The organism is Koromonas soli (assembly GCF_059726265.1).
In genome coordinates this window covers 1,767,337-1,779,924 of record NZ_AP040872.1, presented here as the reverse complement: position 1 = coordinate 1,779,924, position 12,588 = coordinate 1,767,337, and the positions used below count along the sequence as shown (strand labels likewise).

At 56.7% G+C, this 12,588-nt stretch carries 9 protein-coding genes; 3 read left to right on the top strand and 6 right to left on the bottom strand.

Annotation, left to right across the window (positions count from 1 at the left end; all coding sequences use genetic code 11):
- Nucleotides 1-5: 5 nt before the first annotated feature.
- The gene (gene xdhB, locus AC6IY8_RS07765) at nt 6-2,339 is read right to left on the bottom strand and encodes a xanthine dehydrogenase molybdopterin binding subunit (RefSeq protein WP_497778220.1); all 2,334 of its coding nucleotides are present in this window, start codon (nt 2,337-2,339) and stop codon (nt 6-8) included.
- 13 nt (nt 2,340-2,352) lie between these two features.
- On the bottom strand, nt 2,353-3,804 hold the full coding sequence (gene xdhA / locus AC6IY8_RS07760; protein ID WP_497778219.1) for a xanthine dehydrogenase small subunit: 1,452 nt from the start codon (nt 3,802-3,804) through the stop codon (nt 2,353-2,355).
- A 360-nt stretch (nt 3,805-4,164) separates the two neighbouring features.
- Between xdhA and AC6IY8_RS07755 the strand changes: the two genes are divergently transcribed.
- Nucleotides 4,165-5,025, top strand: coding sequence for a hypothetical protein (locus tag AC6IY8_RS07755; RefSeq protein WP_497778218.1), 861 nt, complete (start codon nt 4,165-4,167; stop codon nt 5,023-5,025).
- Nucleotides 5,026-5,325: 300 nt separating this feature from the next.
- On the opposite strand, the gene AC6IY8_RS07750 is transcribed toward AC6IY8_RS07755, so the two are convergent.
- The 4 genes from AC6IY8_RS07750 to AC6IY8_RS07735 all read right to left on the bottom strand — a co-directional run bounded on the left by AC6IY8_RS07750 (nt 5,326) and on the right by AC6IY8_RS07735 (nt 10,237).
- Nucleotides 5,326-6,945 (bottom strand): ABC transporter ATP-binding protein, encoded by a 1,620-nt coding sequence (locus AC6IY8_RS07750; RefSeq protein ID WP_497778217.1) that lies wholly within the window; start codon nt 6,943-6,945, stop codon nt 5,326-5,328.
- A gap of 103 nt (nt 6,946-7,048) precedes the next feature.
- Complete coding sequence (locus AC6IY8_RS07745) at nt 7,049-8,035, bottom strand: BMP family protein (protein ID WP_497778216.1); 987 nt, start codon at nt 8,033-8,035, stop codon at nt 7,049-7,051.
- A 94-nt stretch (nt 8,036-8,129) separates the two neighbouring features.
- Nucleotides 8,130-9,083, bottom strand: coding sequence for an ABC transporter permease (locus tag AC6IY8_RS07740; protein ID WP_497778215.1), 954 nt, complete (start codon nt 9,081-9,083; stop codon nt 8,130-8,132).
- Nucleotides 9,083-10,237, bottom strand: a complete 1,155-nt coding sequence (locus AC6IY8_RS07735) for an ABC transporter permease (RefSeq protein WP_497778214.1) — start codon at nt 10,235-10,237, stop codon at nt 9,083-9,085. The genes AC6IY8_RS07740 and AC6IY8_RS07735 overlap by 1 nt, the downstream gene beginning before the upstream one ends.
- Nucleotides 10,238-10,554: 317 nt before the next feature.
- On the opposite strand from AC6IY8_RS07735, the gene AC6IY8_RS07730 reads away from it, so the two are divergent.
- Nucleotides 10,555-11,208 (top strand): nucleotidyltransferase family protein, encoded by a 654-nt coding sequence (locus AC6IY8_RS07730; RefSeq protein WP_497778213.1) that lies wholly within the window; start codon nt 10,555-10,557, stop codon nt 11,206-11,208.
- Nucleotides 11,183-12,340, top strand: a complete 1,158-nt coding sequence (locus tag AC6IY8_RS07725; protein WP_497778212.1) for a cysteine desulfurase family protein — start codon at nt 11,183-11,185, stop codon at nt 12,338-12,340. Before AC6IY8_RS07730 ends, AC6IY8_RS07725 begins: the two co-directional genes overlap by 26 nt.
- The last annotated feature ends 248 nt before the right edge of the window (nt 12,341-12,588 follow it).

Here is a 12,588-nt window from a genome sequence, read left to right as displayed (position 1 = left end):
TGTCCTTAGCTTGCCGATGCAGGTTGCGACTTCGTTTGTCGTTCTTCCATCGCCAGCAGCAATCTCTCCGCCGTGGCCGGCAGTGCCAGCTTGCGTGCCGCCGTGGGATTCACGGTCGCCAGTGCTCGCTTCGCCGCTGTCCACACAGAGATCCCAAGCAGAAACGGAGGTTCGCCAAGAGCCTTGCTGCGCAATAGGTTGGGTGTGTTCTCGGTGTTTGCCAGAAACTCAAGATTGAGAACCTTCGGCAGATCGCCAATATTCGGAATCTTGTACGTCGTGGGCGAATGCGACAGCAGTTCTCCCCGTGCCGAATATTTCAATTCCTCGTTCGTGACCCACCCAAGCCCTTGCATGAATGCGCCAATCACCTGGCCGCGATCGATTCCCGGGTTGATGCTTTCTCCCGCATCTACCATCAGATCCACTCGCGTGACCTTCAACTCGCCAGTAAAGCGATCGACCTCTACTTCCGAGGCCGCCACAGCATTTGTGTAATACAGGAATGGTGTCCCTCGCCCGGCCTCGCGATCGAATTCAACTCCCGCTGTCGCGTAGAAGCCGCGCTCGCCCAGGTTAATGCGCTCTCGATAGGCCTTTGCCACAAGTTCCTTGAAACTGATCCGCGACTCAGGCTCGCGCACGTCATACACCACGCCATCAGAAAATCGGACCTGCTCAGGCTCAGGACTCAACCCGCTCTTCGCATTTGCCAGCAGCGTCGCCGCGAACTGCGCCAATCTTCCACGAAGCTTTCGACATGCGTCCTGTGCGGCAGCACCATTCAGGTCAGTTCCGGTCGAGGCCGCTGTAGCCGATGTGTTGTTATTCTTGTCCGTACTTGTTGGCGCAATGATCACGTCGGCAAATGCGATGCCAAGCTCATCGGCCACTATCTGCCGTAGCCGCGTGTTCAGACCTTGCCCCATTTCCGTGCCGCCCGTCGAAACCATCACGCTTCCGTCGGTGTACACGTTGACGAGCGCGTTCGCTTGGTTCAGCATTTTCGTCGTAAACGAGATGCCGAACTTCACTGGTGTCAGCGAAAGCCCGCGTACTTGCGTTTGGCTCTTAGCGTTGAATTCGGCAACCGCGTTCTGCCGCACGTCGTAGTCGCTCGCGAGCCTCAATTCCGAGAGTAGCTTTGGAAGCGTGTTGTTCGTGACCTGTTGTCCGTAAGGCGTGATGTCGCGTTCACCTTCTCCATAGCAGTTGATCTCTCGAATGTCGAGCGCATCCTTGCCAAGGTGCAGTGCGAGCTCTTCGATAATGTTCTCGATATTGACAACGCCTTGCGGTCCTCCAAACCCACGAAAAGCCGTATTGCTGGCGTAGTTCGTCTTGCACAGTCGGCCCGTGACACGAAAGTTCGGAATGAAGTATGCATTATCGGAATGGAGCAATGCCCGCTCCAGAATTGACGGAGACACGTCGCACGCGCACCCAGCATCTGCGTAGAGATCGAGCGACAGCGCGGTAATTCGTCCCGTTGAATCGAAGCTCACCGACCATCGACTCTGGAAAGGATGACGCTTCCCCGTGTAGCGCATGTCATCATCTTTGCTCAGGGCAATCCGGCAGGGACGACCTGTCTTTCGGGCCGCAATAGCTGCCAGTGCCGCCGGGGCCGCTGCCTGTGTCTCTTTGCCGCCAAACGCTCCACCCATGCGCTTGCATACCACCACGACATGGCTGAAAGGAACGCCCAGCGCTTCTGCCGCGACCTGCTGAGTTTCCGTGGGATGCTGCGTAGAGGAATGAATGGTCATTCGCCCATATTCGCCGGGCTCGGCAATCGCCGTCTGCGATTCAAAATAGAAGTGCTCCTGCCCACCCGTGACCAGTGTCCCATCCAACCGATGCTCAGCCCGTGCTAGCGCCCCCATGGGATCGCCTCGTTCGATCTTCGTAGTCTTGGCAATAAAGCTCTCGGCTGCAATCGCCTCGTTGATGGAAAGGATCGGCGGCAACACTTCAATATCGACCCGAACTACTCTCCTTGCCGCCTCAATCGCCTCTCGGCTCCCCGCGACAATCAGCACAATAGGATCGCCAACGTAGTCTACGGTATCCTCGGCAAGCAGATGCTCATCTTTCATGATGCTGCCGAAACGATTGTGCCCGGGGACATCCTTGTGCGTCAGCAACGCCACCACCCCCGGCACTTCGGCTGCCGCCGATAAATCGATCGAACGCACACGTCCATGCGCTACCGGACTTCCGACAAAGTCCACCAGCAACTCGTTGCGCAACGGCAGCACGTCCCCGAGAAACATTGTGCGCCCGCTCACGTGCCCCACAGAGGAGTCATGCGGAATGTTCTTGCCAACCGATGGCATTTGTCGTTCCTCTCTAGTGGGCACTCACCGTGTTTGCGCGTGAGTTCTCGGATTCCAACTCGTAGTACATCTTCTGCAGGATGTTCGCTGCCAACCGGTTCCGATAGTCTGCCGAGCTTCGCACATCACTGATCGGTGCGACCTCTGAGAGCGCAACGTCTCCTGCCGCGACGAATGATTCGAGCGAGAACTGAGAACCCTTCAAGCGCTCTTCCGTGCTGCGCAGGCGAACAATTGTCGCCGCCACGCCTCCATACGCAATCCGCACATCCTCAATTCTGTCGCCCATGATCTTCAGCCAAATCGCGGCACTGAATGTGGAGATATCGAGGTCCGCACGCTTTGATACTTTATACAGCTTTAACTTCTCCGTGGCCCCGAGCAGCGGAATACGCACTCGGCGAATGAGTTCATCGGCAGTAGCAACAGACTTCTTGTACCCCGTGTAGAACTCATTGATGTTGACCCGCCGCGAGCCGCGTGGTCCCCACAATTCGACTTCAGCATTCAGCACGAACAATGCCGGCATTGTGTCACCAATTGGAGAGGCGTTGGCGATATTGCCGCCTATCGTAGCCGCGTTCTTAATCTGCGGTGACCCAAACCTGCCGAGCAATTCTGCATACGCCGGGAGCGCCTTTGCTGTAACGGCCTCCAACTCTGCGACCGACGTGTTTGCCCCGGCTACAATTTCCGTGTTCTCCACTCGCAGTTCCCGCAACTCCGCAATCGCCGTGGTGCTCAGGATTGTCCTCAGTTGGCGCGAGCCCTTATTCACCTGCACGCCAAGATCTGTCCCGCCGGAGAGGATCACGCATTCCGGATGCGCGGCCCGAAAGGTTGCAGCTTCCTTCAGCAGAACCGGCTTATAGAACGTCTTACCCGAAGCCTCCACGCAAACTGCACTTCCACCCGCGCTCATCAACTCATCCCGCATCACAGTCGAGTTGAACAACTCGTTCATGCGCGCGACGCGTTGCGTGTTCACGTTCATCCCAGCGCGCACAATCGAATCGTATCCCGTGCAGCGGCACAGGTTTCCGACCAATCCCTGCCGCAATCGCTCTTCCGTTAGCACGGAGTCCGTCTCCAGCAGCGCATGGATCGACATCACGATTCCCGGCGTGCAGTAACCGCACTGCGTTCCATTGTGATCGACCAGCGCTTGCTGTACGGGGCCAAGCGCGGAGTCATGCTTGCACAGACCCTCAACCGTCACTACGTGGCAACCGTCCGCCTGAAACACGAACTGGATGCACGAGCAAACTGAGCGATACTCAACTGCGCCATCATGCGGCCGTCCTAATAGCACGGTGCAGGATCCGCAGTCGCCCTCCGCGCAAACCACTTTTGTGCCGGTGAATCCCAGGTCGCGCCGCACGTAATCCGCAATAGTGTGAAACGCAGCGTCGCCGCGGATTTCATGGCTTTGCCCGTTGATGTAGAGGAGAATAAAATCGCGCATGCGTTTGTGTTTCCGGTGCGCACAGTGTAGCATCTCTCAATCGCGCCTTCACCGCTTAAGTGGTGATTCCTTGAGCTTTCCTGCTCCCGCGCAGTACTTCCTCCTAGTTCCTTCCTTATAGGTATAAGAGCATTTAATAAAGCTGATAAGAAGATTGTGGTAGGTCAAAGTTCCCGAATTCTGCTACTCTCCCATCACTACTCAAGTCAAGTAAAGAACTGTAAGAACTGTAAAAACAATAGCGCAGAGTACTGTCAGCGCCCAGGAACTCACGTGGGATGCTGTGTGGCCAAATCTGTCATCGGACCCCTTTACTCCGATGTCTTTTTACCCCATCAACGGGGATTATTGGAGGTTTAAGTGTTCAAGAGGTTACTAGCGGCGGCTGTTCTATTCGGTGCGACTTTCAGTACTCAACTAGCTCATGCGCAGTTCCAGGACAATCAGATCCGTTATTGGTACAGCAACTCGTTCCGCGAACCAGGCACCAACAACGGCGAAAACATTTCGAAGAACATCCTTTCCTTCACCCACGTAGATGGCGGCAACAAGTTGGGGAATAACTTCCTCAACATCGACATGCTCAAGTCCAATCACACCGATCCGATCTCCAGCACCGACACTAAGGAAGGCGCTGTTGAGGTCTACGTTGTGTATCGCCACGATGTGAGCTTGAACCGCACTTTGAAGACGAAAGCTTTCTCGTTCGGCCCTGTGAAGGACGTGCTTGTCACCGCCGGTGCCGATCTGAACACCAAGAACAACGCATTCGCCTCCGCCAAGCGCATGCTTGTCCTCGGACCCACCTTTGCCATCAAGGTTCCGAAGGGCTTCTGGGATGTTTCGCTGCTGTGGGATAAAGAGTGGAATAACAACGGAATCGTTTCCAAGGGTGTGACCTTTAATAGTGCCGCGATGATCTCCACTGCATGGGGCATTCCCATCAAGGTCGGCAAGGCACCCTTCTCCTTCGAAGGCTTCGCCGAGTTGAACAGCACCAAGGGCCGGGATGGCTTCGGCAACGGTACCAAGCCGGAAACCCTGCTCCACCCCAAGCTGATGTACAACGTTGGCTCGCTCCTCGGTGAAAAGCACAACTACTCCATCGGCGTTGGATACGAATACTGGCGCAACAAGTTCGGCAACGACCTCCATCTCCATCCTTACAACAATGGATCGCTTGCTAACGCACCTTTCGTCGAGCTTGCAATTCACCTCTAATCCGAGGTGCTGTACGACTGCTTGCCTACGGCGGCTCCACGGAGCCGCCGGTTCTTTTGCACTCAACATTTTGCGCGAACAGAATAGGTCCCAACCGGCGCACATCCCGCTCTAGAGCGGTTTCTAGATTGTTACGTCCGCGGGTTCCCCGCCTTCGGCGCGCGTTCTTTGCGCGGCTAAGGTGGGAGAGCAAAACGCCTATGGATACTCCAGCATTGCGATCTCTCTAGTCCCGAGGTCCTGCAAATGGAGAAGGCCCACGCATAGCGTGAGCCCTCCTGCCACGAAAAGTCTGATGTCTTACGCGCCGCTTGTGACAGAAAACGACTGCTCCCCTGCGCGTCCATATGTGGCGGGTTCGGGCGCGGAACTCGTCATTGCTTCGTCATAGGGAATCCCTGCCATCATCAGTCCAATGCCTTCTAGCGTCGCTTCATCGCGGTCAACTACACCCATGATCTTGCCTTCATAGATCACCGCAATACGGTCGGAAAGGCTGCGTATCTCATCAAGGTCTTCCGAGATGAGCAGGATCGCCTTACCTGCCGAGCGCTGTTCCAGCAACCGCTGATGGATGAATTCAGTTGCACCCACGTCCACGCCGCGTGTTGGCTGGGCTGCTATGAGCAACTTCGGATCGCGCGATAGCTCGCGGGCCATAATCAGCTTTTGAATGTTTCCGCCCGAGAGATTCTTGATCGGCGTTTCTAACACCGGAGTCTTTACGTTGAATTCCTGTATCAGTTCGCGAGCATGTGAAGCCATCTTTTTCATGCTCATGAAAATCCCGAACCGGAACTTCCTTGAGGAATGATCGCGCAGGAATAGGTTCTCCTGTACGCTGAATTCCTTGATGGCGCCATCGCGCATCCGCTCTTCGGGAATATATGCCGCCGTCTGCATCCGATGGCGCACATGCGTATGGGTGATGTCTTTATCCTCGGTCGAAACCTCGCCCGCTTTCACTTTGCGCAATCCCGCCAGGCACTCCGCCAGCTCGCGCTGCCCGTTGCCGGAAACTCCCGCCAAGCCCACGATTTCCCCTGCGCGAATCTCCAGGCTCACCCCGCGCAGCGCTTCCGTACCGCGGTCGCTGTCTGCGTGCAGATCCTCGACCTTCAGCATCACATCCCCAGCCTTTAGTGGCTGGGGCGCGAGAGGCTTTACCTCGCGTCCCACCATCATCGTGATCAATTCATCACGCGTCACACCTTCCACCGGACGCGTTCCAATCATGCGGCCGTCGCGCAGCGCCGAAACGCGATCGCTGATGGCCATTACCTCGTTCAGCTTGTGCGAGATGAATACAAGCCCATGTCCCTCGTTGACCATGCGCTTCAGCGTCGTAAAGAGGTCATTCACTTCCTGCGGAGTCAGCACCGCGGTCGGCTCATCGAGAATAATGAGGCTGGCTTCGCGGTAAAGCGCTTTCAGAATCTCAACTCGTTGCTGTTCTCCTACCGAGAGGTGTAACACGCGCGCAGAGGGATCGACTTTCAGTCCGTATGCCTGCGACAACTCGCGCAGTCGCTGCGTCACTACCTTCAGGTCAAGCATCGGTTCGCGAGAGGATGCCAACCCGAGCGCAACGTTCTCGGCCACTGTCAGGTGAGGCACCAGCATAAAGTGCTGGTGGATCATTCCGATCCCGGCACGAATCGCGTCGGCCGGCGACCGGAACACTTGTGGCACGCCGTCCACCAGGATCTCGCCCACATCGGGACGATACAGGCCGTACAGCATGCGCATTAGCGTGCTCTTGCCTGCGCCGTTTTCGCCCAGCAGTGAGTGCACTTCGCCAGCCTTGACGTCAAACGAAACATTGTCATTAGCCAGCACGCCGGGGAAGCGCTTCGTGATCCCGCGCATTTCCACGTGTTGCAACTGGCGTTTCGGAGTGGACGCTGACGATGATTTCATCCTGCCATACCTCGCATTTTCAACGTGCTTCTAAACAGATCTAACTCCCAGCGTTATCCAGCAGGGAGTTAGATCTCTCTTTCCAATTACTGCTCAACAACACTTACGGAGTAACTTTGATCGATCCATTCGAAATCCCTTGGATCGCCTTGTCGCCCGCTGCCTTGGCCGTCGGACTCAGCTTGTAAGCCGAGTTGTACACAATCTTCAGTCCGCCATTGTTCAGGTGCAGCACAAACCTCTCGCCACCCAGCTTGCCGCTTCTGCGATTGTTGATGATCTGGCGCAGAATTCCGGTCCAGTCATACTGCTGCGAAGCCACCACCAGTCCCGGAGCGATCGGAGCCTGATTCTGCTGCGTTCCAAACCACAGCACCTGTCCCTTTTGCTTTGCCGCGCCAATCGAGCCCACCACTGCCTGCGATGATCCGGTCAGGATGTCGGCACCCGCGGATATATGCGTCTTCGCCGCCGCCGTCATCAGTGCCACGTCGGAGAACGAACCGGTCCACGTCTTCGACACGCGGATCTTAGGGTTCACTGATGCCACGCCCTTCACAAATCCGGAAACATAGGTCTTCGCATCGCCCACTTCCATCGGGCCGGTCACGCCGATCACGTTCGATTTGGTGAGCTTCGCGGCAAGCACGCCGTTCACAAACCCGCCTTCCTCTGCTGCCGCCGTATAGGCATAAACGTTGGGCAGGCCGAAGGTGTTCACATCCGTGCCCCAGGCAAACGTCGTCTTCGGGAACTCGCGCGCAATGTCATCCACCGAGGAGCCGTACTGCGAACCATGGGCAATCACAATGTCGTAGCCCTGGCTGGCATAATCGCGAATCGCGGCGGCGGCGTCGGGAACCTTGAACATGTTTTCGGAGTACGAGATGTGCATCGCCGACTCGCCGCCCACTTCCTTTTGGATCGTCTTCAGCGCTGCGAACATCGATTGGCTGAATGCCATATCTGTTGTCGCGCTCGGCATTACAACTGCGACGCGTAACGCTTTAGCCTGTGCAGGGGAGCCGCTGAATGTAATAGCCATCAGCGCCATGGCAAGTGCAACAATCTTCAGACTGCGAAAGTTCATTCCCTATTCTCCTGTTCAAGGTTCTTGCAGCCCCGCCCAATATTCTGGGTCGGAGTTCAAACAAGCTCGCGTCGCATTTGTATTGCGAATCGCTTTAGTGCTCGCCACGTTCAAACGGCCTGTTCAATGCGACCGGTTGCCTCATCAGTTTCGGAGACAACGTCAAAGCCGCAATCGTCAGGACGTAAGGGAGCATTACAGCCAAATCCGATGGGATCTTCACGTTCAGCACCTGCATCCACAGCTGGAAAGCATTCACCGTGCTGAACAGCAGTGCGCCGCCCATGATTGCCACAGGACGCCATCCGCCGAAGTACACGAGTGCTACTGCAATGAAGCCCATACCTGCCGTCAGATTTTCTTGGAACAGGTTCACCAGCGTGAGTGAAAGCGATGCGCCGGCAAGGCCCGCCATGATTGATCCAATCGTGACGCTGACATAGCGCACCAGGTTTACGTTCACGCCCAGCGAGTCTGCCGCTGCCGGATTGTGCCCGACTGCCTTGATCTTTAAGCCCCAGGTAGTCTTGTCCAGCAGAAGCCACGCGAGCGGCACCGTTAGGAATGCCGCATATACCGGCAGGCTGTGTTGGAACAACACCTGCCCGAGAATAGGAATGTTGCCGAGAACGGGAATCTTGATCGGCTGGAATCCAACCACGGTCTTCACCGTGCCAACCATCACCTTGAATAGGAGGGAAGAGAGTCCCAGGCCAAACATATACAGGCCAATGCCGCTGATGCCTTGCTCTGCTTTCAGTGTCACGCTGATGAAAGACATCAGCAGTCCCATCAGCAGACCCACAACCACCGCGGCCATCACACCAAGCCACAAACTGCCAGTCGTCAGCACAACATAGAACGAAGCGAACGCACCCAGCAGCATCACACCATCGACGCCAAGGTTCAGCACTCCCGAACTTTGGCCGATAGCTTCACCCACTGCGGCAAACAGGTACGGTGTTGCCATGCGAACCGCAGCGGCAAGCACTCCCACAATTACCGGAAGCCGTAATACAGAATCTTCAGCGCCAGCCTGGAACATCATCACTCTCCCTCCGCCTTTGCTGCCGCAATTACGCGGCGAGCAGACCAGCGGCGAGACAGCAGATTCGATCCGACAACGAACATCACCACCAGGCCAAGTACCGTATCGATCAGCGCCGAGGGAACCTGCACCGCCCTCTGCATCTTGTCAGCGCCCACCAGCAAACTGCCAAACAGCCACGACGCCGGGATCAGCCCCAGCGGATGCAGCCCGCCAAACAGCGCTGCCACAATTCCAGAGAAGCCATATCCGCTCGTGATGCCATCTACAAGGCGGTGCTGCACTCCGATCACTTCAAAGGTGCCGGCCAACCCAGCGAATCCGCCAGCCAGTGTCAGCGACAATGCCTGATACACCGGGACGTTGATCCCCGCATGACGTGACGCCTCATGGTTGAAACCCACAGCGCGAATGCGGTATCCGATTGTCGTCCTCCACAGGAAGACATAAACGAGCAGAGCCAACACCACCGCCACAATCGCTCCGGCATGCAACAACGTTTGCGGAACAATCTTCGGCAGCCACACTTGCATGGGAACGCGTTCCGATTGCGGCAGGAACGTGCCTTGCTCGATTCCTCTTGGGTCCATCAGCGGTCCACGCAGCAGGTAGTTCATCAACTGAATCGCGATCGCGTTCATCATCACCGTGCTAAGAATTTCGTTCACGTTGAAGCGAACCTTCAGAATGCCCGGTATGAAGCCCCACGCCGCGCCTGCCACAAATCCCATCAGGATCGTTGTTGGAATCAGTAGTGATCCCGACCACGTGCGGAAATGCAGGGAAAACCACGTCGCCATCACCGCTCCCGCAATGATCTGGCCTTCGCCGCCGATGTTGATCACGCTTGCGCGAAATGCGATACAGATGCCAAGTCCAACGAGCAGCAGCGGTGTAGCTTTTGCGAGGGATTGTGTGAACCCGTACACATTTCCGAATACACCCTGCGCCAGTGCGCCATAGGCCGTGAGAGGATCGGCCTTCAATAGCACCAACATGCCAGCGCCGATTGCCAGCGCGATCAGCATTGCCGTGATTGGCAGTGCCACGCGCAGGCCAGCATCTCGCCAATCGAACGCAAGTTTGCGGGAGGATAAAGAAGCAACAGGCGCTGCTTCAGCTACAGGCGTCGCTTCGGCTGTGTCTGACGACATTTGCAAATAACCCATCCGCCCCCACCATGTGCGGCGAATCAGAATCGAGTCTTTTGTGGAGGAGCTACTTGGTTAATACCACCCATTCAGCGCTGGACGCAATAAGGTTAAAGACATGGCTTCTATCAAAAAATCTTATTGCCAGCTAAGTGTTGGGATTAAGGTCGCTTGCACTTTTGCGTCATAAAATCGCCTTCGCTATTGCTCCTATTCTTGTTCTTGTCCTTCGCCACCGACCCAGGTCACCAACCTCCCCCCTTGACGTCCACCTCGCTCCACCCGCCGCCCTCCCCCGCAGGATGCTAAAATCCCCAATCATGTGTCGGGATCCGCAGCCTCCAAAGCTGTCAGCCATCATTCTCGCTGCCGGATACTCCACGCGCATGGGCCAGTTGAAGCCCCTTCTGTCCATCGGTCCTTGCACAGCCCTTGAAGCCGTCATCGACTTTTTCCATGCAGCCGACATCGCAGAGGTCTCGGTTGTCCTCGGCTACCGTGCTGACGAAATTCGCCCCATTGCCGAGTCGGCTGGCGCGCGCTGCATAGTCAATCCACGCTACGATCAAGGAATGTTTACGTCCGTTCAGGCGGGAGTCGCCGCGCTCCCTAACGGCACGAGCGCGTGCTTTGTCATTCCTGCTGACATTCCACTTGTCGCACCGGAAACGATTTCCCAACTGGCTCTGCATTTCGCCGAAATGCGCAGGGATATTCTCTATCCGGTCTCCTGCGATCGTCGCGGTCATCCCACGCTAATTGCCAGCGCTCTTTTTCAGGAGATACTTTCCGCTCCCTCCGATTCGCGCCTTTCCACCTTGCTCGCCTCGCACGAAGCTCAATCCGCGAACGTCGCGGTTCCAGACAACGCGATACACATAGATATGGATACGCCAGAGGACTACGCCAACATCTGCGCCCTGGCCACCGAGAAATTAAGAGGACCTCATGCCGTTCGTCTATCTCGACAATAACGCGACCTCGCCGCTGTTGCCTGCGGTGCTTCAGGGCATGCTCCCATTCTTCTCCGAGCAGTTCGGCAATGCTTCCTCTGCGCACTTCGCTGGCGAACGCGCACTTGCTGCCATCAAGCAAGCCCGCACCTCCGTGTCGAGTCTCATCGGTTGCAGCTCAACCGAGATCGTCTTCACCTCGGGAGGCACCGAGGGCGACAACCTCGCTCTCTTCGGCCTCGCCTCTCCCGGAGATCACATCATCACCTGTGTCACCGAACATGCGGCCATCCTTCGCCCCTGCCAGGAACTCGAGCAGGCAGGCTGTGAAGTCACAAGGCTTGCAGTCGATTCCAATGGACAGGTGAACCCCGATGACATCCGCCGCGCGTTGCGTCCCAACACCAGCCTCATCTCGATCATGATGGCCAACAATGAAACAGGCGTTCTCCAACCTTTTGTGGAGATCGGTCGCATCGCTGCCGAGGCTGACGCGTGGTTTCACACCGACGCCGTCCAGGCCGCCGGAAAGATCCCCATCGATGTCAACGAAATTGGCTGTGATCTGTTGACCCTCACCGGGCACAAGATGCATGGCCCGCAAGGCACTGGAGCGCTCTTCGTCCGCCGCGGTACGCCTCTCCGTGCGCGACTCTTCGGCGGACATCAGGAGCGAGGGCGCCGTCCCGGAACCGAAAACATCCCCGGCATCACCGGGCTCGGGCTGGCCTGCGAAGTCGCATCCAAAGGATTTTCAGACGGCTCCATTGACCGCGTCAGAGCCCTACGCGACAAACTCGAATCCTATGTCGTCCAGCAAATTCCCGAAGCCGGAGTGAATGCCGCGGATGCTCCTCGGCTGCCAAATACTGCCAACCTGTACTTCGATGGAGTCGGTGCTGATGCACTCGTGCAGGCCCTCAACGAGCACGGCATTGCTGCCTCTCGAGGCGCAGCCTGCAATTCCTCTGAGGCGGATCCATCGAGCGTCCTCATGTGCATGGGGCTCAGTGGCGAGCGATCGCGATCAAGCGTGCGCTTCAGCGTCGGAAAGACAAACACTGAAGCGGATATCGACCGCCTGCTCACGGTATTACCCGACGTTGTAGGTCGTCTGCGCCAAACGCGTGCCTTTCGCTCCAGCACCACTTAGGCCAAAAAATGAACTGCTGAGCCTGAACCGATCCCCGCTCACATTTGATGTTCCTGTCGCGGACACTTCAGCGCCACAACTGTCTGCGCAAGAGCGCAAATCTTCTGCTGCTCTGCTTTTGCTGCTGCCACTGTTTGCAAGTCCATCCTCTCGCTTTATGAATAATGGATAAATTGTGCCACGCCGACGCGAGCTGCTCTCGTCATTCCGCATCTCGTAACGTATTGTGTCGCAAATACCTGCCGCGC

What these genes read in the sequence shown, in the direction of transcription:
- xdhB (WP_497778220.1), bottom strand. Translation starts at nt 2,339, where the DNA reads ATGCCATCGGTTGGCAAGAACATTCCGCATGACTCCTCTGTGGGGCAC.
- xdhA (WP_497778219.1), bottom strand. Translation starts at nt 3,804, where the DNA reads ATGCGCGATTTTATTCTCCTCTACATCAACGGGCAAAGCCATGAAATC.
- AC6IY8_RS07750 (WP_497778217.1), bottom strand. Translation starts at nt 6,945, where the DNA reads ATGAAATCATCGTCAGCGTCCACTCCGAAACGCCAGTTGCAACACGTG.
- AC6IY8_RS07745 (WP_497778216.1), bottom strand. Translation starts at nt 8,035, where the DNA reads ATGAACTTTCGCAGTCTGAAGATTGTTGCACTTGCCATGGCGCTGATG.
- AC6IY8_RS07740 (WP_497778215.1), bottom strand. Translation starts at nt 9,083, where the DNA reads ATGATGTTCCAGGCTGGCGCTGAAGATTCTGTATTACGGCTTCCGGTA.
- AC6IY8_RS07735 (WP_497778214.1), bottom strand. Translation starts at nt 10,237, where the DNA reads ATGTCGTCAGACACAGCCGAAGCGACGCCTGTAGCTGAAGCAGCGCCT.
- AC6IY8_RS07730 (WP_497778213.1), top strand. Translation starts at nt 10,555, where the DNA reads ATGTGTCGGGATCCGCAGCCTCCAAAGCTGTCAGCCATCATTCTCGCT.
- AC6IY8_RS07725 (WP_497778212.1), top strand. Translation starts at nt 11,183, where the DNA reads ATGCCGTTCGTCTATCTCGACAATAACGCGACCTCGCCGCTGTTGCCT.